This is a genomic window from Pseudonocardia hispaniensis (assembly GCF_042658695.1).
Lineage (GTDB): Bacteria > Actinomycetota > Actinomycetes > Mycobacteriales > Pseudonocardiaceae > Pseudonocardia > Pseudonocardia hispaniensis.
The window spans coordinates 154,529-177,148 of record NZ_JBHSQW010000039.1 but is presented as its reverse complement, the minus strand read 5'-3'; the positions used below and the strand labels follow the sequence as shown (position 1 = coordinate 177,148).

Annotated in this window: 18 protein-coding genes; 4 read left to right on the top strand and 14 right to left on the bottom strand. The window is 68.7% G+C overall.

Features of this window, described 5'->3' with window-relative positions; genetic code table 11:
• Positions 1 to 12: 12 nt before the first annotated feature.
• The 10 genes from ACFQE5_RS19880 to ACFQE5_RS19835 form a co-directional block, all read right to left on the bottom strand.
• Complete coding sequence (locus ACFQE5_RS19880; RefSeq protein WP_379587142.1) at positions 13 to 1,125, bottom strand: Mrp/NBP35 family ATP-binding protein; 1,113 nt, start codon at positions 1,123 to 1,125, stop codon at positions 13 to 15.
• A 40-nt stretch (positions 1,126 to 1,165) separates the two neighbouring features.
• The gene (locus ACFQE5_RS19875) at positions 1,166 to 4,009 is read right to left on the bottom strand and encodes a molybdopterin-dependent oxidoreductase (protein WP_379587140.1); all 2,844 of its coding nucleotides are present in this window, start codon (positions 4,007 to 4,009) and stop codon (positions 1,166 to 1,168) included.
• A gap of 11 nt (positions 4,010 to 4,020) precedes the next feature.
• Positions 4,021 to 5,568 (bottom strand): 4Fe-4S dicluster domain-containing protein, encoded by a 1,548-nt coding sequence (locus ACFQE5_RS19870; RefSeq protein WP_379587139.1) that lies wholly within the window; start codon positions 5,566 to 5,568, stop codon positions 4,021 to 4,023.
• Between the two features lie 54 nt (positions 5,569 to 5,622).
• Positions 5,623 to 5,943 (bottom strand): DUF202 domain-containing protein, encoded by a 321-nt coding sequence (locus ACFQE5_RS19865; RefSeq protein WP_379587137.1) that lies wholly within the window; start codon positions 5,941 to 5,943, stop codon positions 5,623 to 5,625.
• 10 nt (positions 5,944 to 5,953) lie between these two features.
• Positions 5,954 to 6,385: a YidH family protein gene (locus ACFQE5_RS19860; protein WP_379587135.1), complete on the bottom strand. Its 432-nt coding sequence runs from the start codon at positions 6,383 to 6,385 to the stop codon at positions 5,954 to 5,956.
• A gap of 318 nt (positions 6,386 to 6,703) precedes the next feature.
• Positions 6,704 to 7,495 (bottom strand): GntR family transcriptional regulator, encoded by a 792-nt coding sequence (locus tag ACFQE5_RS19855; RefSeq protein WP_379587133.1) that lies wholly within the window; start codon positions 7,493 to 7,495, stop codon positions 6,704 to 6,706.
• 101 nt (positions 7,496 to 7,596) lie between these two features.
• Positions 7,597 to 9,609: an acetoacetate--CoA ligase gene (locus ACFQE5_RS19850; protein WP_379587195.1), complete on the bottom strand. Its 2,013-nt coding sequence runs from the start codon at positions 9,607 to 9,609 to the stop codon at positions 7,597 to 7,599.
• A 118-nt stretch (positions 9,610 to 9,727) separates the two neighbouring features.
• Positions 9,728 to 10,246: an acetone carboxylase subunit gamma gene (locus ACFQE5_RS19845; protein ID WP_379587132.1), complete on the bottom strand. Its 519-nt coding sequence runs from the start codon at positions 10,244 to 10,246 to the stop codon at positions 9,728 to 9,730.
• Between the two features lie 14 nt (positions 10,247 to 10,260).
• Positions 10,261 to 12,507: a hydantoinase B/oxoprolinase family protein gene (locus ACFQE5_RS19840; RefSeq protein ID WP_379587130.1), complete on the bottom strand. Its 2,247-nt coding sequence runs from the start codon at positions 12,505 to 12,507 to the stop codon at positions 10,261 to 10,263.
• Positions 12,508 to 12,533: 26 nt separating this feature from the next.
• Positions 12,534 to 14,678, bottom strand: a complete 2,145-nt coding sequence (locus tag ACFQE5_RS19835) for a hydantoinase/oxoprolinase family protein (protein WP_379587129.1) — start codon at positions 14,676 to 14,678, stop codon at positions 12,534 to 12,536.
• Positions 14,679 to 15,027: 349 nt separating this feature from the next.
• On the opposite strand from ACFQE5_RS19835, the gene ACFQE5_RS19830 reads away from it, so the two are divergent.
• Entirely contained in the window at positions 15,028 to 15,918 is an 891-nt protein-coding gene (locus ACFQE5_RS19830; RefSeq protein ID WP_379587128.1) for a helix-turn-helix domain-containing protein, read from the top strand.
• 57 nt (positions 15,919 to 15,975) lie between these two features.
• On the top strand, positions 15,976 to 16,791 hold the full coding sequence (locus tag ACFQE5_RS19825) for a PIG-L family deacetylase (protein ID WP_379587127.1): 816 nt from the start codon (positions 15,976 to 15,978) through the stop codon (positions 16,789 to 16,791).
• Positions 16,792 to 17,005: 214 nt separating this feature from the next.
• On the opposite strand, the gene ACFQE5_RS19820 is transcribed toward ACFQE5_RS19825, so the two are convergent.
• Positions 17,006 to 17,533, bottom strand: a complete 528-nt coding sequence (locus ACFQE5_RS19820) for a M15 family metallopeptidase (protein WP_379587126.1) — start codon at positions 17,531 to 17,533, stop codon at positions 17,006 to 17,008.
• 286 nt (positions 17,534 to 17,819) lie between these two features.
• Between ACFQE5_RS19820 and ACFQE5_RS19815 the strand changes: the two genes are divergently transcribed.
• Entirely contained in the window at positions 17,820 to 18,515 is a 696-nt protein-coding gene (locus ACFQE5_RS19815; protein ID WP_379587124.1) for a response regulator transcription factor, read from the top strand.
• Positions 18,508 to 19,599, top strand: coding sequence for a sensor histidine kinase (locus ACFQE5_RS19810; protein WP_379587194.1), 1,092 nt, complete (start codon positions 18,508 to 18,510; stop codon positions 19,597 to 19,599). The genes ACFQE5_RS19815 and ACFQE5_RS19810 overlap by 8 nt, the downstream gene beginning before the upstream one ends.
• Before the next feature lie 187 nt (positions 19,600 to 19,786).
• Here the strand turns inward: ACFQE5_RS19810 and vanX are convergent, their stop codons facing one another.
• From vanX to ACFQE5_RS19795, 3 genes are read right to left on the bottom strand one after another with little or no spacing between them, the layout of a single operon-like run.
• The gene (vanX, locus tag ACFQE5_RS19805) at positions 19,787 to 20,419 is read right to left on the bottom strand and encodes a D-Ala-D-Ala dipeptidase VanX (RefSeq protein WP_379587123.1); all 633 of its coding nucleotides are present in this window, start codon (positions 20,417 to 20,419) and stop codon (positions 19,787 to 19,789) included.
• Positions 20,419 to 21,456 carry a D-alanine--(R)-lactate ligase gene (vanA, locus tag ACFQE5_RS19800; protein ID WP_379587121.1) on the bottom strand — a complete coding sequence of 346 codons (1,038 nt, stop codon included), beginning with the start codon at positions 21,454 to 21,456 and terminating at the stop codon, positions 20,419 to 20,421. Before vanA ends, vanX begins: the two co-directional genes overlap by 1 nt.
• A complete protein-coding gene (locus tag ACFQE5_RS19795; RefSeq protein ID WP_379587192.1) occupies positions 21,453 to 22,403 on the bottom strand; it encodes a D-isomer specific 2-hydroxyacid dehydrogenase family protein in 951 nt (316 codons plus the stop codon). Before ACFQE5_RS19795 ends, vanA begins: the two co-directional genes overlap by 4 nt.
• Positions 22,404 to 22,620 lie beyond the last annotated feature (217 nt).

The window sequence follows — 22,620 nt, the reverse complement described above, 5'->3', positions numbered from 1 at the left end:
GCGCTGACGAGGCTATGACGAGACGCTCAGCGGGAGCGAGCGGCGCAGCAGGCTGCGCCGCACCGCGGGCAGTGCGGCGGCGATGCGGGTGAGCTCGACGGCCGACGCGGCGGCGGGAGAGTCGAGCACGACCGGACGGCCGCGGTCCCCGGCCTCGCGCAGTTCGACGTCGAGGGGCACCTGGCCCAGCAGCGGGGCGTCGACCTCCGCGGCGAGCTGGGCGCCCCCGCCGGAGCCGAACACCGCGGTGTGCGCGCCGCATCCCGCGCACACCGAGGCGCTCATGTTCTCCACGACACCGGCGATCGGCATGCCCGCCTCGCGGGCCATCCGGCCGACCCGGGTGGCCACCGTGCGGGCCGCGGCCTGCGGGGTGGTGACCGCGAGCAGCGCGGCGTCGGGCACGAGCTCCAGCAGCGACATCGTGATGTCGCCGGTGCCCGGGGGCAGGTCGAGCAGCAGCACGTCCAGCCCGCCCCAGGCCACGTCGGTGAGGAACTGCTGCAACGCCTTGTGCAGCATCGGTCCGCGCCACACGACGGGGGTGCCGTCGGCGACGAAGAACCCGGTGGAGATGAGCGCGACGCCGTGGGCCTGTACCGGCAGCATGACCCCGCCGAGGGCGATGGGCGTGCGGTGCACGCCGAACAGCTGCGGGATCGAGTAGCCCCACACATCGGCGTCGAGCACGCCGACGCGCTGGCCGGTCGCGGCGAGGGCGACCGCGAGGTTGGCGGTGACGGTGGACTTGCCGACCCCGCCCTTCCCGCTGGCCACCGCGTAGATGCGGGGGGTGGCGGTGGCCGGCGGGGCGGCGGCGCGCAGCCGCTCGCCCAGCTCGACCCGGTCGCGCTGGCCCATCGGGGCGAGCTCGACGACCGTCTCGCGGACGCCGGCGACGCTGCCGGCGGCCGCGACCACGGCCGCCCGCAGCTCGTCGGCCAGCGGGTAGTCGCCGGCCAGCAGCGCCACCGGCACGTGGACCCGGCCGCCGCGGTCGCGCACGGTCCCGACCGCGGCGAGCCGGTCCAGGCTCAGCCCGGACTCGGGTTCGATGACCTCGCCGACCGCCGCCGCGACCCGTTGCAGGTCCGGCGACGTCCTGGCAGCGATCCTGCTGAACACCTCAACCTCTCTGATCCGGCTCTGATCCGACCTGGTCCGGTCAGGCCCCGGCGCCGGGCACCCGGAATGCGCGGCGGCGCGGTTTGACCGGGCGCATGAGGAACTCGGGGCGGCGTTGTCCGCCGGGGCCCAGGGTGGTGCGGGTCTTGGTGAGCCATTGCTGGTAGACCTCGCGGGAGCGGCGGGTGTCGACGTAGACGTCGCCGTACCGGTCGGCCGGGTGGGCCTTTTCCATGCGCACCTTCTGCAGCCAGCACTGCATGCCGGAGTGGGGGTCGGCCTGCACGCCGAAGGCGAGGTTCTGGTGCACGCCGGGGTCGTCCCACCAGATGCGGGAGCTGTCCGGGTCGTCGGAGGTGAAGGCGCCGACGCCCTTGCGGTAGCGCAGCAGCCAGGTCTCCTCGCCGTCGGGGTGGGTGATGTCGACCAGTCCGGAGACCCAGCGGCTGCCGGTGTGTTCGTGCAGCCGCCAGCGGCCCATGTGGTGGCTCAGTGCGCAGACTCCGGGGCGGATGCCCTCGGTGACCCAGACCCGGGCGACCAGGTAGCCGATCGAGGTGTTGAGCCGGACCAGGTCGCCGGTGACCACGCCGTGCCGGGCCGCGTCGGTGGGGTTGAGCCACAGCGGGTGGGTGTTGGAGATCTCGCTGAGGTACTTGGTGTTGTTGGACCGGGTGTGGATCAGCGTCGGGAGCCGGAAGGTGGGCACCAGGACCAGGTCGCCGGCGGCGAGGTCGAGTTCGGTGTGCGCGACGTGGGAGGGGATGTAGCCGGGGGTGGCGTACTCCTCCCAGCCCCAGTCGCGCATGGTGGTGGAGTAGACCTCCAGCTTGCGCGAGGGGGACAGCCAGCCCGCGGTGACGGTGCCGTCGGCGTGCCGGACGCCGACCGCGCCGGCCTCGCCGACCAGCGGCGGGATCGAGTCGTCGGTGGTGGGCTTGCGCAGCACTCCGGCGGTTTCGGAGCCCTCCGGGTCCGGGACCGCGCCGTCGAGCTCGGCGGCGGTGAGCGGGCGTTCGTCGGCGCGGTAGATGTCGGCGTCGACCTCGACCACGCCGTAGCGGCGCATGTAGGCCAGCGGGGTCAGGCCCTCCTTGGCGGCCTTCTCCGGCAGGCCGGGGACCCGGTTCTCGAACACCCACCGGTAGTACTCGTCCACGGTGATCTTCTCACCGGGCTGGTAGGGGGACTCGAAGTGCTTGCGGATGCCCATCGAGCCGTCCGGGTCGATCCGCCAGGACAGCTCGAACCAGAACTCGTTCTCCTCCCACACCTGCCCGGGGTTGACGTCGCGGGTGTCGGTGAACGGACGGCCCTGGCGTTCCATCGCGACCCGGCGCACCGGCTGGCGAAAGCCCAGCCACTTCGCCGCGTGGGTCTCGTAGGAGTGGGTGTCGTGCCGCTCGGTGGAATGCCCCATCGGCAGCACGTAGTCGGCGAACTCGGCGGTCTCCGACCAGGTCGGGGTGAGCGCCACGTGCAACCCCACCCTGTCCTCATCCGAGAGCGCCTGGATCCAGGAGAACCCGTCGGGGTAGGTCCAGATCGGGTTGAACACCCGGGAGAAGTACACCTCGATCCGGCCCCGGCCCTCGTTGAGGAAATGCGGCAGCAGGATCGACATCTCGTTGCACGCCAACGGATACTCCGCCGGCCAGGCCAGCTCGTTCCAGTGGTCGTGGGCGCCCACGTCGGGGCCGTGCGGGATGAACTTGTTCCATCCGTTGGGGCTGGTGCCGCCCTCGGTGCCGATCGAACCGGTCAGCCCCAGCACGAACCACAGCGCCCGGGCGACCTGCCAGCCCCCGAGGTTCCCGGCCGCGGCCGACCGCCAGATATGCGCGGCCAGCCGCCCGTCGCACTGCGAGACCAGCTCGGCCAACGTCGCGATCTGCTCCTCGGGCACCTGCGCCTCGGCCGCGGCGAAGGCGAAGGTGTACCCGGCGTAGTCGGCCTCCAACCGGTCCAGGAAGGCCTCGAACGTGCGCGGCGCGTCCGGATGCCGGTTGGCCAGATAGGTCTCCCAGTTGTACCAGCGCCGCAGGTACGGCTCGTCGATCCGGCGGGTCCGCAGCAGATACGAGGCCACCGCGAGCAGGATCGCCGCCTCGCTGCCCGGCCACGGCGCCACCCACAGATCCGCATGCGAGGCGGTGTTGGACAGCCGCGGGTCGACCACCACGACCTTGGCGCCGGACTGCTTGGCCTCCATGATCCGCTGAGCGTGCGGGTTGAAGTAGTGCCCGGTCTCCAGATGCGAGGAGAACAGCAGAATGACCTTGGCGTTGGCGTGGTCCGGCGAGGGCCGGTCATAGCCGCCCCACAGGGTCTGGCCCAGCCGGGCGCCGGAGGAGCAGACCTGGGTGTGGCTGTTGTGCCCATCCACCCCCCAGGCCTGCAACACCCGCTCCACGAAGCCGTCCTCACCGGGCCGGCCCACGTGGTACATGACCTCCTCGTGGCGGCCCGCGGTGATCGAGGCCCGGATCCGGCCGGCGATGTCGTCCAACGCGGTGTCCCAGGACACCCGCTCCCACTGCCCGCTGCCGCGCTCACCGGTACGCCGCAACGGATACAGAATCCGCTCCGGGTCGTTGATCTGGTTGATCGTGGCCGGGCCCTTCGCGCAGTTCCGCCCCCGCGACCCGGGATGTGCCGGGTTGCCCTCCACCTTCTTGACCGACAGGTCGTCCTTGTCCACATAGGCCAGCAGCCCACACGCCGACTCACAGTTGAAACACGTGGTCGGCACCAGCATGTAGTGGTGCGGCACCTTACGCGGATGCGCCTTGGCGTCGTACTCGACGTGGTCGTCCCACGTCTCCGGTGGCGGGAAGTTACGCAAACCCTCATGCCGGCGAGCACCGGGCAGCAGGTCGGTCATCGAGAGCTCCTCTACGACAGCGGGACGTCTTGCGCGGCCCGGACGAACACCGACTCGTACGCCAGCAGCGCCGCCTGGACGACGAGCCCGCCGGCCACCGCGGCCAGCAGCGGGCCGGTCCAGCCCAGCCCGGCGAGCACGGCGCCGACCACGGCCAGACCGATGCCGCCGAGCCAGAACGTCCGGGTGTAGCGGCCATGCAGCACAAGATGAGCGGCCGCGCCCGAGTTGCGTGTGGAGTGCCGGCCCAGGTACTCCAGCAGGACCATCACCACATGTGCCACGGTCGCCGCGGCCAGCGTGCCGACCAGCAGGTTGCGGCCCGCGTCGTCGACCCCGCCGAGCGCCGCGGCGGCCAGCACCAGCGGCGCGGAACCGACCATGAGCGCCTGCACCAGCAGGTGCCAGAACAGCAGCGGTGACTGCCACAGGTCGCGGCCCTCGGCCTGCCCGAACAGGAAGGCGGTGTAGCCGGCGAGGAGCGCCGCGGCGATCGCGGTGGGCACCGCCAGGGCGGTCAGCACCGCATCCATGCCCAACAGCCCGAACACCAGCCAGGCGAAGAACAACCCGGAGGCGATGGCCAGCACCGCAGCCCCCCAGAACAGCCAGGAGCTCGGGTTGGGTTTGAGGAAGATGAACAGGAACCGCTCGGGCCGCTTGAGGTCCCACACCAGCAGCACCCCGGTCACCGCGGCCCCGGCCAGGCCGACGACCGGTGCGACGACATCGCCGACGGTGCCCAGCTCAAGGCCCAGCAGGTGGGCCAGCGCGGCGAGCATCATCGCGCCGGCGGCCACCGCCTTGGTCCACAGGTAGGTGGTCACCCGCCAGCCCCAGGGCCGCGGGTGCGGGGTGTTGAGCGTGGTCCGGGCCTTGCTCACCGGGTCGGTGGGCAGCTGCGCCGACACCTCGGCGCGGTGCGCGTCCGGGCGGGAGAAGATGTAGGACTCGTCCACCGGCGCGGCCAGCGGGTCGAGCACCGCACGGTCCGCACCGAGGTAGAACACGTTCGGCCCGGTCTGCTGCTCGGGCGCCCGCACGGTGACCGGATTGGTGTTGATCAGCCGCGAGATCCCGGACTCCGGGTCGTCCAGGTCACCGACCCAGATCGAATGCGTCGGACACACGACCACGCACGCCGGCTCCAGGCCGGCGTCGATGCGGTGGGCGCAGAAGTTGCACTTGGCCGCGGTGTGCGTGTTCTCGTCGATGTAGATCGCGTCGTACGGACAGCCCTGCATGCAGCTCTTGCAGCCGATGCACCGGCTGTTGTCGAAGTCCACGATCCCGTCGTCGCGGATGAACAACGCCTTGGTGGGGCAGATCTTGACGCACGGGGCGTCGGTGCAGTGGTTGCACCGCATCACCCCGAAGTCCCGGGTGGTCGAGGGGAACGTGCCGCTCTCGACGTACTTCACCCAGGTTCGGAACTGACCGACCGGCACTTCGTGCTCGGTCTTGCAGGCGACCGTGCACGCGTGGCAACCGATGCACGTGCGCTGGTCGATCGCGAAGCCGTAACGCATGGAGCCTCCGTCGCCCGTGGTGGTGGCCACACCCTATTAGTGTCCGAACATCCACACAAGCCGCACGGACATTTGGGCAGCTCGTCAGCGCAGGAGCAGCACGATCGCGGCGCAGCCGAGGGCCGCGATCGACGCGCTGGTGAGCAGCGCGGGCCCCAGCGGGCCGATGGGGCGGCCGCTGGTCAGGTGATCGACGCTGTGGCGGTAACGGACCCGGAGCCGGATGATCGTGGCCGCGGACAGCGCCAGGGCCACCGAGGCGATCACCACGGAGGCGATCGAGGAATGGTGCATCCCGAGCCGGATCGTGCCGAGCGCCGTGACGATGGACGCGAGTGCGGTGCGCTGCCACGCGAGCGCGGTGCGCTCGGGCTGCAGGCCGGTGTCCCACACGCGGTCGTTCATGTCGGTGCCGTCACAGGGCGTCCCAGATCAGGGTGACGACGCCGGCGGCGGCCAGCACCATCAGTGCCACGATCAGCAGGCCCGCGGCGCGGGGGTCGGGCAAGGGGCGCTGCAGGCGCAGCGACAGCTCGACCCGCTGCCACCGGCCGTACGCGGCGATCGCGGCGATCGTGCCGGTGAGGCAGGCACCGCCGGCCACGATGCCGATGAAGGCGGGACGGGCCACATGGGCCTGTAGCGCGGTGGCGGCGATCCCGGTCACGACGAACGCCAGCGCCGTGCGCAGCCAGGCCAGCAATGTCCGCTCGTTGGCCATGGTGAACCGCGGATCCGGTTCGGTGCCGACCGCGTAGATGCGTCTGGGCCTGCGTCGATCGTCAGCCGCGGCGTCGTCCGGTCCGGCATCCTTGCGCCACCGGCGTACGTGACGGTTATGCTTCACCTCACACACCTTCGCTAGGCTAAGCGGTGCGGGCATGCGAACTGTCGCATGGGCGCCCGCTGCACCGGTGCACGATGAACGTGTCCCGGCGGGACTCTGAGGCATCGGAGGAGCGGTGGCGCACACCCGTCAGCAGCGTGGCGACGGCCGTCCGACGCAACTGGCCACATCTGCCGAAGCCGGACCGCGATGCGCGGATCCGGCCGGCCCGACGCAGGCCGGGGCAGGTGCCCGGGGGGTCCGGAGGGTGCTCGCCCGGTTCGCCGCGGTGGTCGCCGCCGCACACCGGGCCGGCGTGCCGTTCTGAGCGGGGCCGGGTCAGGCCAGGCGCCGGGCGTCGAGGCCGAGCTGGTAGCCATCGCGCGCCGAGAACTGGGCGCTGACGCCGAACCGGTCGCCGCGGACCAGGGTGTTGCGCCACTCGACGGGGCGGTCCCGGGCGCAGCCCAGCCGGTCGATGGCGAAGGCGGCCGTGCCCTGCCCGATTCCCAGTAGCTTCCGTTCGGCCGCGGTCGGGATGACCGCTCTGATGTGTTCCTCACCACCGGTCAGTCGCACCCCGCAGCGGCGGGCGTACTCGTCGTAGAGCGCGGTGCGGGTGAAGTCGACATCGAGCAGCGGACGGGCGAGCTGCGCGGGCAGCCATACCCGGTCCAGGGCCAACGGCTCCTCGTCGGCCAGTCGCAACCGTTCCAGGTACACCAGGGGAACCGACTCCTCCAGGCCCAGCCGGGTCGCCATGACGCCGTCGGCCCGCACGTCCAGGTGCCGCACGACGCTGCGCTGGACGTGGCCGGTCGCCTCGACGGCGGAGAACAGGCTGTAGACCGCCCCGAGCGGCTGTTCGATCTCGATGGGCCCGGCCAGCCGCGGGGTCATTCCCCGGCCCGCGACGACCGTCCCGTCCTCCCGCAGCCTACGCAGCGCCTCTCGCACGGTGTGCCTGCTGACGCCGTACTCGGCGACAAGTGCGAGCTCACCGGGGAAGGCGTCGGTGAACTCACCGACGTCGAGGCGTCGGCGAAGATCGGCCAGAATCTGGGCCCACAGGGGTAGCGGATGATCCCGGTCCACCGGTCGGGGGCCTCGCTGATTCGCCTTCCTCGTCATCTGCACCGTCCCCGAACCGTCGATCGCGTCTCTGTTAATGTACGGTCTTTCGACGAGCAGCGGCAAGCTTGACACGCTGTAGTAGCGGACGTTTTCCGTCGTCAGGGCGATCTGCGCAGCGATTCCGCGAACTCGGCGAACCAGGCCAGCATCTCGGGATGGATAATCGTGCCATCGGCCGTCACCTCGGCGGGCCGGGCACCCTGCAGGATTCGCTTGACGGGGACCTCGAGTCGTTTCCCGGTCAGGGTGCGCGGCACGGCGGGTACCGCGACGATCATGTCCGGGACGTGCCGGGGGGACAGCTCGTGCCGGATCGCGGCCACGATCCGGTCGCGGAGCCCGTCGTCGAGGTCGGCACCGCCGGCCGGAACGACGAACAGCGGCATCAGGTAGCCGCCGTCGGGAAGTTCGGCGCCGATGACGAGGCTGTCGGCGACCTCGGGGAGACGTTCGACGACGCCGTAGAGGTCGGCCGCCCCCATCCGCACGCCCATGCGGTTGAGTGTCGAGTCGGAGCGTCCGGACACGACGACCGTCAGGTCGGGGTCGACGGTGACCCAGTCGCCGTGCCGCCACACCCCCGGGAACATGTCGAAGTAGCTGTCTCGGTACCGCGCGTCGCCGGGGTCGTCGAGGAAGTACAGCGGCATCGACGGCAGCGGCGCGGTGACGACGAGCTCGCCCTGCTCGCCGACCAGCGGCTCTCCGTCGGGGCTCCAGGAGGCCAGCGCCACGCCGAGCGCGGGGCATTGGATCCGGCCGACCCGCACCGGCAGCAGCGGTGACCCACCGGCCAGCGCAGAGCAGATGTCGGTCCCGCCGCAGACCGACTGCAGCCACACGTGCGGCGCGACGCGGTCGTACACCCACCGCCAGGTGCTGGGCGGCAGCGGTGAGCCGGTCTGCAGGATGGTGCGCACGGCGCCCAGGTCCACCTCGGCCGCGGGGTGCGCGCCCGCTTTCTCCCCGGCGACCAGGTAGCCCGCGCCCAGCCCGAGCATCGTGGCGCCGGTCTGCTCGGCGACCCGCCATGCGCCGTTGACGTCGGGATGGGTGGGGCTGCCGTCGTAGAGCACGATCGTCGCGCCGTGCAGCAGCCCGCCGACGAGGAAGTTCCAGACCATCCAGCTGGTGGAGGTGAGGAAGAGGTAGCGGTCCTGTGCGCGCAGGTCGGCGCCGAGGCCGAGGGCCTTGAGCAGTTCGACGACGATCCCGCCGTGGCCTTGCACGATGCCCTTGGGCACCCCGGTGGTGCCCGAGGACCACAGGATCCACAGTGGATGATCGAACGGAACGTCGGCGACGTCCAGCCGAACCTCGTCCCCGGTGGGCGCGGGCCAGGTGTGCTGCACCACGTCGGTTCGCGCCGACCATGGCGTCGTCGCCGGCGGGAAGAGCCGATCGATGGCCAGCACATGCCGGACGGTGGGCAGGCCGTTGATGATCGAGGCGATCTCGGATCGCCGGTCGAACTCCTTGCCGCCGTACCGGTAGCCGTCGGCCGCGACCAGGACCGTCGGCCGGGCCTGCCGCAGCCGCGTGAGCACGCCGGCCGTGCCGAAGTCGGGGGAGCAGACCGTCCAGACCGCGCCGACCGCCGCCGTGGCGAGCAGCGCGACGACCGCCTCGGCGATGTTGGGCAGATAGCCCGCCACGCGGTCCCCCGGCGCCACTCCGAGCTCGCGGAGTCTGGCGGCGACGGTGGCGACCTGGCTGCGCAGCTGTTCCCACGACGTGTGGACCGGTTCGCCCCCCTCGGCGAGGCTGATCAGCGCCGGACGGTCCGGGCAGGCACGGGCGAAGCACTGCTGCGCGAAGTTCAACCGGGCGCCGGTGAACCAGCGGGCGCCCGGCATCGCCGCATCGGCCAGCACCTCGTCGTAGCCGGAGACCTCGTCGAGGCCGTAGTAGTCCCAGATCGCGGCCCAGAAGGCCGCGGGCTCGGCCGTGCTCCACCGCCACAGGTCGGGGTACCCGGCAAACGACAGGTCCCGGGTGTCGCGCAGCCACCGGAGGAACTCGGCGATGTTGGAACCGTCGGCGTCGGCCGGGAGGGGGGTCCACAGGACGTCGGTGTCGGTCGACGGCCGGTCGACCGCACCCTGGTGCATCGGCATCGGGCTGCTCCTTCGGGCCACCGCCGCGCCGTCGTTGTCCACCGGTTGCGGGCGTAGCGGTGCAGGTGTGCCGGGCAGGGGCCAGATCGGCCCCCCCCCGGCCGGGTTGGTGCTACAGGGCGACGGGCAGCTCGCGGCCGAGCCACTCGCCGTAGAACGCCTGCAGGTCGGGGGTGAAGTCGACCTCGACGGGGAACGTCGGCGGCACGCAGTCGACGTCCAGCAGGGTTCCGCTGAGCGGGCAGAGGAACTCCCGGATCTCGACCAGGTTCGAGTCGATCGTCAGGTGCTCCTCGGGGTAGATCTCCAGGAGGTCCGCCCGGGTGCGCCGGACGATCACCCGGCACTGCATCTTCCAGTTGCCGTCCCACGGCCCGAGCTCGGCGCCGGCGCGGGTCTTGACGATCGCCTTGCCGTCCTTGGCGACGATGAACAGGTTCTCTCCGAGCGGCAGCAGGATCTGCTCGTCCCAGGGAACGAGCCGCTGATGGGCCGCGATGGCCTCGTCGAAGCGGCCCGGGTCCTTCGGGGCGCGCATGAGCCCGAGCAGCTCCTCCCAGGACAGCTTGCGCTGCACCAGGGCGGCGGTCATCTCCTGGCTGCCCGCGTTCGAGCGGTCGTCGCTGTGCATCTGGTCGTCCTCCTTCAGGAGGCTGCGTCCGGCCGCGGACGGCTGGACGAGCTCGGGTAGTAGAAGCCCACCGGCGCGGGAGCGGTGAAGTCCGCCTCACCGGTCTCGGTGTACGGGAACTCGTCGATCTGCCAGAACGCCTTGTACTGCTCGACGAGGGCGTCGGACAGCTTCGCCGAGCGGGCGAAGGTGTGGTGGACCATCTCCGAGACGTCGCCGGCCTGCGCCCGGGCCCGCTCGGCGGCCCACCATTCCTGGGCCGGGACCGAGCGCTCCAGCCGGGCCGTGCGGCGTGCCTCGCGTTCGGCCGAGGTGGTGGCCTCGTCGCCGCGGTAGCCGTAGACGGCGGCCGCCCCTTCGACGGTCATCAGGCCGTTGGCCAGGTCCTTCTCGATCGCCGGGACCTCGCGCTCGAGCGGGTCGCCGTATCCGACCCCGCCGTAGTAGAGGACCCCGAACAGGTCACCCTCGCGCAGCGTGGGCGACCACTGGTTGTCCGGGCCGCAGTACCAGTCCTCGGCGGTGATCGTCCCGTCGGACAGCATCCGCTCGGCCTCCTCGAGGCTGGAGGGCAGCTTCTCCCCGCGCGCGATGAGGTCCGCGACGTTGGTGCCGGTGGCCCACAGGCACTTCCAGCCCGCCGGCGGGTACCCGCCGAACAGGCCCTTGTGGAACACGCCGCCGTTCATGCAGCCCGACCCGGACAGGGTCACGTTGACGACGTCGGAGTTGCGGACCATCCACAGCGACTGCCACGCCGAGCCGCCGCGGAACCGTCCGTAGCCCTGGTGGTCGGCGACGAAGCTGCGACCGAGGTAGGTGTTGGGGCCGGTGAGCTCCCAGACCTCGGCGTCGCCCTGGATCCCCTCCGAGTTCCAGATCGGGCTGCCGCAGTCCATACCGTCGGCGACGCCGCGGGCGCCGAAGCTCTCCCCGGCCATCTCGAAGTTGTTGTAGCCGGTCGGCCCGCCGAACTGGTCGAACCCGGTGACACCCACCATGCACGTCGGGGTCGACATGAGGATCTCCTCGATGAACCCCCGCGCGTACCAGCTGATCCCGATCAGCCGCCAGATGTTCGCGAAGATCGGGATGAGGGTCCACCAGGCCAACGAGGTCGCGACGCCCTGGTAGTTCGCGTTGACGATCGACCCCTCCGGCAGGTACTGCTTCACCGCGAGGTAGGCGCCGTCGTTGACCCGGCCGTCGTAGTTGAGCAACTGGGTCAGGGTGATCCAGAAGCCGCCGTTCATCGGGCCGGGGGCGCAGTTGAACGGGTGGAAGCTCCAGCCCGTCGAGCCCTCGTAGTCCAGCTCGATGCGGCCGTCACCGGTCACCGTCATCTCCTGGCGGACCAGGTCGATGAAGTCGTTGTTGGCCAGCGGGTGCACGAACGGGACGTGGCTGCGCTTGTGCACCGGCATGGTCAGCCCCCGGTAGGTCCCGGGGACCATCGTGGTCTTGACCCGCTTGATGAACTCCCGGCGGCCCTCCTCGATGAGCTCCTTGGTCGCGGCCTTGTAGTAGTCCAGACCGAAGGTGTCGATGATCTTCGCCAACGCGTCGCGGACCATCAGGCAGCCCGAGAGCTTGGCCTTGTCGTCGAGGATCCACCAGTTCGCGTTGCGCAGGCCCATCCGCAGCCGCAGCAGGTAGTCGTTGCGGAACTCGTCGTTCTCGCCGACCTTCTCGGCGCTGATGTGCAGGCCCTCGCCGTACCGGTCCGGGGTGAGGACCGACATTCCGGGGCCCTCGTAGGTGCCCGCCTCCAGCTCGTGGGAGACCGCGCCGACCCAGGCGATCAGCTCCTCGCCGTGGAAGACCGGAATCACGGTCATGACGTCGGGGGTGTGCACCCCGCCCGCCCAGACCTCGTTGTTCTCGAAGATGTCACCGGGGCGGATCTTGGGATTGTCCTCGTACCCGTTCTTGATCATGAACTTGATGAACTCGGACAGGGTGTGGACGTGCACCATGATGCCGCTGGACAGGGCGATGGCGTCGCCTTCGGGCGTGTAGAGCCCGATGACGAACTCCTCGAAGTCCCGCACCGCGGGGGAGGAGGCGATGTACTTCATGGTCTCGCGGGTCGAGATGATCGTCGACAGCAGCCGCGAGTGGAACGACTCGAACTTGAGCGGGTCCTGCTCCAGGTTCGGCAGCGCGGTCAGGCCCTGGTAGTGGCCGGTCTGCGCGAAGAGCGACTCGCTGCGGTCGAGCTGCTCGCGCAGCGTCGGCGTGGGGGTGTTCTCGGTGGTCACGATGTGCCTTCCTCAGCAGGAACGGATCAGGCCAGCCCGGCGCGGTAGTGGATGAGGCGGCGGCTGTCGAACTCGACGTGGTGGGTCGGTGGGATCAGCAGCGTGGTGGCCGGGTGCTCGATCACCGCCGGACCGTTGATCACGTTGCCCGCCTGGAGCTCGTCCATCTCGTAGATGTCGAAGGTGATGTCGGTGCCCCGCCAGTGCCCCGGCCGCCGACCCTTGACCGCCGAGGACGGTGGGGTGCGGCCGCGCAGCTCAAGGATCGGGACGGCGGGCTTGGGGGTCGCCAGGTCGGCGGACAGCGCGAGCTCGAGGATCTGGTAGCCCACCTCGGAGTACAGCGCCTGCTTCGGGTAGATGCTCGTGTAGACGCGCTCATAGCTGCGCATCAGCTCGTGCAGGTCCTCGATGGACTCCAGCCGCTCGCCGTCCCACGGGACCTCGAAGTCCGAGAGCTGGTTGGTGAACCGGACGTACGCGGAACGGGTGAGGGTGGCCGAGTCGAAGTCCCAGCCGTGCAGGGCGAAGTCGGCCCGCGCCCGCTCCTCGAGCGAGGCCCATGCGGCGTTGATCGCCTCGACCGCGGCACCCTTCACCGCGCGCGACGGGTCGTCGTCACCGGCGGGGCAGGCGGCGATCGTCGCCTGGTGGTAGCGGTAGCGCCGGGGCGCGCACAGCACGCCGAAGGCCGAGAACACCGCGGCGAACGGGAAGGTGATGATCTCCTTGAAGTCCAGCCCGTCGACCACTCCGGACAACCCGAGCGGGCCGCCACCGCCGTACATGAGCATCGAGTACTCCTGGGTGGTGTACCCGCGGCCGCGCAGCATGTTGGCCAGGAACTCGCGCATCGACTCGGTGACGAGCTGGTGGGCCCGCTCGCAGAACTCCAGGACATCGGTCTTGAAGTGCTTGGCCATCGGCTCCAGGGCGGCCCGGGCGGCGTCCGGGTCCAGCGGCACATCGCCGCCGAGGAAGTTGTTCGGGTCCAGGTAACCCAGCAGCAGATGGCAGTCGGTGATCGTCGGGTTGGGCCAGTTCAGGCAGCGCCCGACGTCGGAACCCGCGCTGCGCGGGCCGATCGTGAGCTTGCCGGTGAGCGGGTGGATACCCAGCTCCGAGCCCATTCCGGCGCCGATGGACTCGGTGTGGATCATCGGGATGTTGGTGCGGAAGCTCAGCAGCGTGGGCTCGCGGGTGATCGGGATCGTGCCGTCGCGGACGATGCCCACGTCGAAGCTCGTGCCGCCGATGTCGCAGCACACGACGTTGTCCGAGCCGATGATCTCGCCGATGTAGTGCCCGCCGAGCACGCCGCCGACCGGGCCGGAGACGTACGACTCGTAGAGCCGGGGCGTGTCCACGGGGACCGTGCCGCCGTGCGCGAGCAGCGTGGAGACCTCGCGGTTGAACCCGTCCTCGCGGGCCTTCGCCTCGACCGACCGGAAATGCTTGCGGGCCCGCTCACCCGCGTAGGACTGGGCGACGACGCTGGCCAGCCGGGTGTACTCCTTGTGCGTCGGCGCCATCGCCGAGCTCAGCACCACGGAGACGCCGGGCGCCTCCTCCGCGATGATCTTGGCTGCGCGCTGCTCGTGCTCCGGGTTCATGTGCGAGAACAGGAACATCACGCCGATGGCCTCGACGCCCGCCGCCGCCAGCTCGCGGGCGGCCGCCCGGACGTCGTCCTCCCGCAGCGGGACCGCGACCTGGCCGAACAGGTCGATCCGGCCCTGCACCCCGTACACCCGGTCTCGCGGGATCACCGGGTCGTCGTGGTGGTGGGTCACCGTGTGCAGCCGGTCGGCGTAGGGGTAGCCGAGCCAGCCGCCCTCGGCCTTCTCCATCAGCAGGTAGTCCTCGAACCCCTGGGTGAGCAGAAGGCCCACGTTCGACCCCGTCTTGCTGAGCAGCGTGTTCAGCATGATGGTGCCGGCGTAGACGATGACCTCGCTGTGCGGCAGCACATAGGACAGCTCCTGGCCGCGCAGCTTCGCCGCGTCGGCGATGGAGCCGATGAAGCTGATCGACTCGTCCTGCTTGTTCGTCAGGTACTTGCCGACCCCGAACTCGCCCTGGGCGCTGACGATGACCGCGTCGGTCATCGTCCCGCCCGCGTCGAGCGCGACCCAGTTGCGCTCGCGCGGGGCCGCCACTTGATCTGTCATGGTGCACTCCCGTCGTTGGGCTCCGGCGCCGACCACGACGCCCGCCAGGTGAGCCGCGATGCTGCACGCCGAGACCGGAGGGAACCTAGAACGATCTCCGGGCCGCTTAGAAGAATCTTGCTGTCCTGTCGATCGGCGAGAGAATGTGCAGGACGGAGCACTGCGGTGACGCGGTGGGGCGTTGAAGAATCGATCGGATCCGTTGAACAGAATTGCGCGATCGCCACGGTCCGGCTCGACATGTGCGCGAGGCTGAATATGCTCAGCGAGCGTCAGCCCACCAGCTCGGCTTCCTGAGCGGCACTGCCCAGCAGGGAACAGCCGGCCTCGACGCGGAGGACGACCTTCGATGGCAGCGGCACCGAGCCTGATCGATCCCGACCAGCTTCCGACCTGGGTCCCGGGCCGACTCACCGTGCACAGCCCGGACCGGGGCTGGGACGGGGTGTCGGTCCGCGGCTACCGGTACGCCGCCTCGGATGTGCAGGTGCCGCCGATGCGGGACTACATGATCGTCGCGTACCTGCGGGGGACCACCGCCATGCGCCGCTGCTTCGACGGCCGCTGGAGCGACGTCACGCTTGGTCCCGGGGACGTCTCGCTGCTCACCAGGGCCGCGGACTCGCACTGGGTGTGGCCGAGCGATATCGAGGTCGTGCACGTGTACCTGACCCAGGACGAGCTCGCGTCCACATGCCGTCAGATGTACGAACGCGACGTGCAGGATGTCGAGCTCCAGGACGTCCTCAAGGCGGACGATCCCGCCATCCACCGCACGGCGATGCTCATCGCGCAGGAGGCCGCACACGGCGGCGCCGGAAGCTCATTGCTGGTGCAGTCGTTGTCCTGTCAGCTGTCGGTGCACATCCTGCGCCGGCACGCGCATGTGCTGTTCCGTGAGCGGGGCGGCAGCGACGGACTGACCTTCCAGCAGGAACGTGCCGTGCGCGACTACATCCAGGACCATCTCGCCGAGAACATCTCGCTCAACGACCTGGCTGCCTCGGTCTCGTTGAGCCGCTACCACTTCGCACGTCGATTCCGGGCGTCGGCCGGAACCACACCGCACGCGTTCCTGCTGCGGCAGCGCATCGACCGGGCCCAGACGCTGCTCAGCCGGACCAACATGTCGCTGCTCGAGATCGCGGCTGCCTGTGGTTTCGCTGACCAGAGCCATATGACCAGGGCCTTTCGCAAGCATGTCGGTGCCACCCCCGGCGAGTACCGGCGGCGGAGCTGACCAGCCGCACAGCGCAGTGATCGATGCTCCCGCCCGCCGGCCGGATAGGCTCGTGGCGTGGGGACAATCGTGAGCTTCCACGCCCATCCCGATGACGAGTCGATCAGCTCCGCCGGCACGCTGGCCCGCGCCGCGGCGGCCGGGCATCGCGTCGTTCTGGTCTTCGCCACCCGCGGTGAGCTGGGGGAACCGGTTCCCGGTGTGCTGGGCGAGGGCGAGCAGTTGGCGGTGCGGCGTTCGGCGGAGTGCTTCGCGTCGGCGAAGGCGATCGGCGCCCACCGCGTGGAGTTCCTCGGCTACGTCGACTCCGGCATGATGGGCGAGCCGAGCAATGATGCGCCGTACTGCTTCTGGCAGGCCGATGTCGAGCACGCGGCGCGGCGGCTCGCCGTGATCCTCGACGAGGAGGAGCCGGATGTCCTGACCGTCTATGACGACAACGGCGGTTATGGGCATCCTGATCACATCCAGGTGCATCGAGTCGGGCGGCGGGCCGCCGATCTGAACGCCGTTCCGGTCGTCGCGCAGGGCACGATCAACCGCGACTGGTTCCTGCGCGGGATGGCCCAGATGGCGAAGGACCGGACGCTTCCCAACGGCTGGGAGCCGCCGCGGATCGACGTGCCGAGCTTCGGCAAACCGGAGTCACAGATCACCCATCGGGTCGATGCCGTCGACTTCGTCGAGGTCAAACGCGCGTCGATGCAGGCGCACGCCAGCCAGATGGGGCCCGACCACTTCATGTTGACGATGCCCGAGGCGATGTTCGCGATGGGGCTGGGAACGGAGTTCTACATCGTCGATCCGGAGCCCAGCCCGGCCGCGACCCCCGACCTCTTCCAGGAGCTGTTCACCCCGCTGCACCGGTCGTGAGCGCCGCACGATCCGTGGGGATCGCCCTGCGCACCCCGGAGATCCCGCGGCGCACGCGCCCGAGTGGCCACATCGACCAACTCTGACCTGCACTGCTTGAACCTGCTGTACGACACCGCGCTGCCACCACGGGCGACAATGATCTTCACGCGGTACTGCCGGTTGGCCCGATCGGACGATGGACCGCCACTTGCGGTCGCGACACGGGAACACGTCAGTGCTCGGGCCACCGCTGCGTTCCTTGCGGCCGCTCCGAAGGAGCTCCGAAGTGGACGGATGGAAGCCCTCGGGGTGGGCCAGGATCGGCCAAGGGCCCCGGTCGTTGCTGCATCCGCGGGTCCTGCGTGGGGTCGGCATACATGCGCGAGCAACGGTGATCGGTGGCTTCGGGGCGGAGCTCGTAGTGCCAGGGCTCGTTGCGGTAGATCTGGCACAACCCGTATCTGGCACCGTGTTCGGACAGCCAGGCGATGGCATCGGAATGTCCGATATCGATTGCGTCCCCGGACACGTGCGGAGAGGTGTCTGCGGTGGCGACCCACCGGGCAGCCTCGGACTCCGAGCCGTACTCGGCGACCGCCTCACTCAGGAGCTGATCCTGATACTCGGGGGAGCGCCATCCGCTGTTGACGTAGAATTCGACACCGTCGTCAGCGGCATCGATCGCTGCCTCGCGCAGGGCCTGGAGCAGAGCGGGGTTGAGGTCGGCGACGCCGGGATACCGATCGTCGAACACCGTCACGCCGTCGGGGAGGGCGCCGTTCGCCTCGGCGGTCGTGCCACGATGGTCGCCGCGAAGGGCATCGCTGAACGAGGGCGCCGGCGACGATGCCGACTGAACGACGAGGTGTCCGATGATCGCAGCCGCGACGACGACCAGGCCGATGGCGGCGGGCCCGAGGGTCCCGCGGGTTCTCGGTCGTGCTGGAGCTTGACCCATGCCGCCCAGTCAAGGGGGCGTGATGTTGTCGGGCCGTCGATGGTTTTCGATAGGCTGACGATATGCGCTGGCTCCTAGGATGGGGACCGTGCGTGTGTTGGTCGTCGAGGATGAGCCCTTCATGGCGGAGGCAATCCGCGATGGGCTGCGCCTTGAAGCGATCGCTGCCGACATCGCCGGTGACGGCCACACCGCGCTGGAGCTGCTGAGCGTCAACACGTACGACATCGCCGTCCTCGACCGCGACATCCCGGGGCCCTCCGGTGACGAGATCGCCGGAAGCATCGTCGCCTCCGGTAGCGGCATGCCGATCCTGATGCTCACCGCTGCCGACCGGCTCGACGACAAGGCCTCCGGGTTCGAGCTCGGTGCCGACGACTACCTCACCAAGCCGTTCGAGCTGCAGGAGCTCGTGCTCAGGCTCAGAGCGCTCGACCGCAGGCGCGGGCACCACAGGCCGCCCATGCGCGAGATCGCAGGTCTGCGTCTGGACCCGTTCCGCCGGGAGGTCTACCGCGACGGCCGCTACGTCGCGCTGACCCGCAAGCAGTTCGCCGTGCTCGAAGTCCTCGTCGCTGCCGAAGGCGGTGTTATCAGCGCCGAGGAGCTCCTGGCGCGGGCGTGGGACGAGAATGCCGACCCGTTCACCAACGCCGTGCGCATCACGGTCTCAGGCCTGCGCAAGCGGCTCGGCACGCCCTGGATCATCGCCACCGTGGCCGGTGTCGGCTACCGCATCGACACAGGATCAGCGGCCGGAGGCGGGAAAGGCGATGGTGAATAGGGCGCCTGGTTTGAGCGTCCGCCTCAAGCTCACCCTCAGTTACGCCGGCTTCCTCATACTCGCCGGCGCACTGCTACTCGCCATCGTGTGGCTGTTCCTACTGCGAGGCTATCCCGCCAGCAGCCTCGTTCCTAGGTTCTCCAACTTCCCACGCATCCTCGACCCCAGCAACTTTGGCCCAAGCATCTTCGGCCCCGCGACAGTCGTGGTGCTGGCCTTCCTCTTGGTGTTCGGTCTCGTCGGGGGGTGGTTTCTGGCCGGACGGATGCTCGCTCCCCTGACGCGCATCACGAACGCCACACGCAGGGCCGCGACGGGGTCGCTCGCCCATCGGATCGAGTTGGAAGGCCGTCACGACGAGTTCCGCGAACTCGCCGACAGCTTCGACGCCATGCTCGCACGGCTCGAAGCGCACGTCGCCGAGCAGCAGCGGTTCGCGGCCAACGCCGCCCACGAGCTGCGTACGCCGTTGGCGGTCACCCAGACACTCCTCGACCTCGCCCGGAAGGATCCGAGCCGCGACCCGGGCGAACTCGTCGACCGGCTCCACGCCGTCAACGCCCGGGCGATCGACCTCACCGAAGCATTACTGCTGCTCAGCCGCGCCGACCAGCGATCCTTCGCCCGAGAACACGTCGACCTGTCGCTCATCGCGGAAGAAGCCACCGAGACACTCCTCCCCCTCGCAGAGAAGCACGGAGTCACCATCGAGACCTCCGCCGACATCACTCCCACCAGCGGTTCACCCGCTCTCCTGCTGCAGATGACCACGAACCTCCTGCACAACGCCATCGTCCACAACCTGCCAGAACAGGGCACCGTGCAGGTCACCACCGCCGTCCGGCCCGAGTCCGTCATGCTCACGGTCGAGAACACCGGCGGCACGCTCAGCCCGCAGATGCTCTCGACACTCACCGAACCGTTCCAGCGCGGTGCCGAACGCATACGCACCGACCACGCCGGTGTCGGACTCGGCCTCGCCATCGTCAAGAGCATCATCCGAGCACACGACGGCACCCTCACCCTCAGCCCCCGGGCCGCCGGCGGGCTCCGCGTCACGGTGCAGCTACCCACCGCTCGGTGATCGTCGTGAGCGCGCGCGGAGCCACCACGACATCCGCGTCCGGCGCTCCGGATCCAGGGCGGGGTGGGGTGGCCACCGGTGACAACGACGTGCGGTGCCGTCGGGCCTACCTCCGTCGGGTCGTCGCGCTCCCCGTCGGACGAAAGCGGTCAGCCCGTCTGCGGTGGATCGCTGTTGCCCATCTCGATCAGGCTGCAAGATTGTTGGCCGTCGTTGTGACAGGGAAGTTGAAATAGGTGTCAGGGAATGGTTCGTCCTTCAGGGTGTAGTGCCACCACTCGTCGTCGTACCGGTCGAATCCGCTATCCTCCATGATGAAGCGAAGGTATTGACGATTTCTGGTCTCGGTCGGTGTGATTCCTCCTGCTCCGTGCTGGGAAATGGGGTCCATGAGATCATGGTCACCGCCCATGCGGGCAAGTTCGCCGGTAGCGAGGTGATAGAGAGTCAAATCGACGGTACTGCCTCGGGAGTGACTCGACCTGACGGCCACGTATCCCCTCTCGAACATCTCGGATCTATCGATGTTCGGGTAGTGCTGCAGCTTCGTCCGGCCATCCTCCGGCCGTTCTGACCAGCGCAGGAAGCAGTCACTGGCGCGTTGCGGACGGTAGCCGTCCCAAAGCAGCAAGCCGAAGCCGAGGGATGCTGCATGCTCTTGTGCTCGTTGTAGACCTGCGCATAGGGCTCGGGTACCGACAATTCGATTCGCCAGATAGCCGTCCACCGGCTTTCCCGTGAAGTTGTTCCAGGTGGCGTACTTGGCGTCCCAACGGATTCCGGGCACCAGTTCGTCCACGAAGACGAAGTCGTCGTTCATCACTCTTTCCCGTGCAGAGTCAGCGACACGAGTCGGTCGATCACGCCGGACAGCGGCAGACCCGCGGCGGCCATCATCCTGGGATAGCGGCTGTATGAGGTCATGCCGGGCATAGTGTTGACCTCGTTGAGTACCACCTGCCCGTCCTCCTTGAGGAACATGTCCACGCGGGCGAGCCCTTTGCAGCCCAAGGTGCGATAGATGGCCTTGGCGGTGTCTTGGATGAGTCGGCGCGATTCATCGGAGATGTCGGCGGGTACGATGAACGTCGAATTCTCCGAGCCCGTCTCGGGTGAGTCCTCTTGGTGGATCCTGAAGAATCCGTGCGAGAGTGCGACACGGTCCACCTCGCCTGCGACCAGGTCGAATCCCTCCCCTAGGATTGCGCAGCCGACCTCGCTGCCGACCACAGCCTCTTCGATCAGGACCTTCGAGTCGTACTGTCGTGCGCAGTCCAGCGCGCTGGGCAAGTCCTCCTCTCCGGTTACTTTGCTGACGCCGAAAGACGAACCCGAGCGGGCCGGCTTCACGAAGACTGGATAAGGAAGCTGGTCGGGGGCGGCCTTCTCGTTCCCCGCGACGACCCAGAAGTTCGGTGTGGCGATTCCCGTGCTCTTGGCGACGGTGTAGGCCCGGGACTTGTCCATGCACAGGGCGGAGCTCGGCACGTCGCAGCCGACATAGGGGATGCCGGTGAGCTCCAAGAGGCCCTGGATCGCACCGTCCTCGCCGAGCGTGCCGTGGAGAACGGGGAACACCACGTCAAGGCGGACCGTTTCGTACTCCGCCTGCTCCAGGACCAGCAGGCCGTGCACGTTCCGGTCCGGTGATAACACAGCCGTCCGGCAGTTGCGGCTCTCCCAACCCACGTCTGGGCCGTCACAGAGTTTCCAGGTACCGCTGGCCGTAATGCCGATCCAGATCGGTTCGTACCTTTCGAAGTCGAGGTTCTTGGCGATTTCTTGGGCGGACTTGACGGAGACGGGATGCTCCTCGGAGGAGCCGCCGAATATGATGCCGACCTTCAACTTGTTCATGCGGCTTCCCCGCGTTCAAAGCTTATACAGTTGATGAGACTGTTTTCGACCATGTCGCTCAGTGCGCGGTCGGTGTAGTAGGCGGTGTGCGGAGTGATGAGAACATTCGGTAGCTGTTGGAGTCGTAACAGTGCCTTGCTTGCGACGGTCTTGTTTCGGTAGTCGGCGTAGAAGACTCCTTCCTCGCCTTCGAGGACATCCAGCGCCGCACCACCCAATCTGCCGCTTTCCAGTGCGGGGATAAGGGCGTCGGTGTCAAGAAGTGAACCGCGTCCGGTGTTGACGATGAACGCGCCGTGCTTCATCTGCGCAATATGTTGATGAGTGAGCAGATGGTGCGTGTCCGCGGTCAGCGGGGTATGGAGCGTGACAATGTCGCTCTTCCGCAGCAGCTCGTCAAACGGCACGTAACTGGCGGATGCCGTAGGGTGCAGGTCGTAGGCCAGTACGCGGCAGCCGAATCCCTGTAGCCGCTCCATGACTGCCGCGCCAATTCGTCCAGTTCCGACCACGCCGACGGTCAGGTCGCGTAGCTCTTTGCCGCGCGTATCGTTCAGTCGGTAGTCATGACTGTCGGCGCGGCGGAGGATGGATTTCGCGTGGCGCAATGCCATCAGCATCAGCATCAGTGTGTAGTCGGCCACGCTGTCGGATGAGTACGTGACATTGCCGATGGAGATGCCGACGCTCCCCGCGTACTCCACGTCGATGTGATCGTAGCCGATGCTTCTTGTGGAGATGTACTGCACGCCGGCCCGGCTGAGTGCGAGCAGCGTGGGATTCGAAACTCGAGTCTTGTGGCCGATGCTGATGCATCGATTTCCGAGGACCAGGTCGATGTTGGCTTCAGATACCGCTGCCTCGGTGATTATTGGCTGCACGCCAAAATGAGCGGCCAGCTCTCGAAACAAGGTTGCCTCGTCCTGTCCGCACCCATAGATCGTGATTCCACGTGCTGGGACGGCTGAGCAAGGCCGCGACGACGCCAGCGATCGGGTGCGGGGGACCGCTGTTCGTGCTGGTTCGCTGTAGCTCATGCCATCAGTCAAGGGGGCGTGGTGTTGCCAGCCCGTATCCGGTTCTCGATATGTCGACGATATGTGTCCGGGTGAGCCTGTGGACCATGTCGGCGGTGATCGTCGAGGGACGGCCTTGCCACCCGGC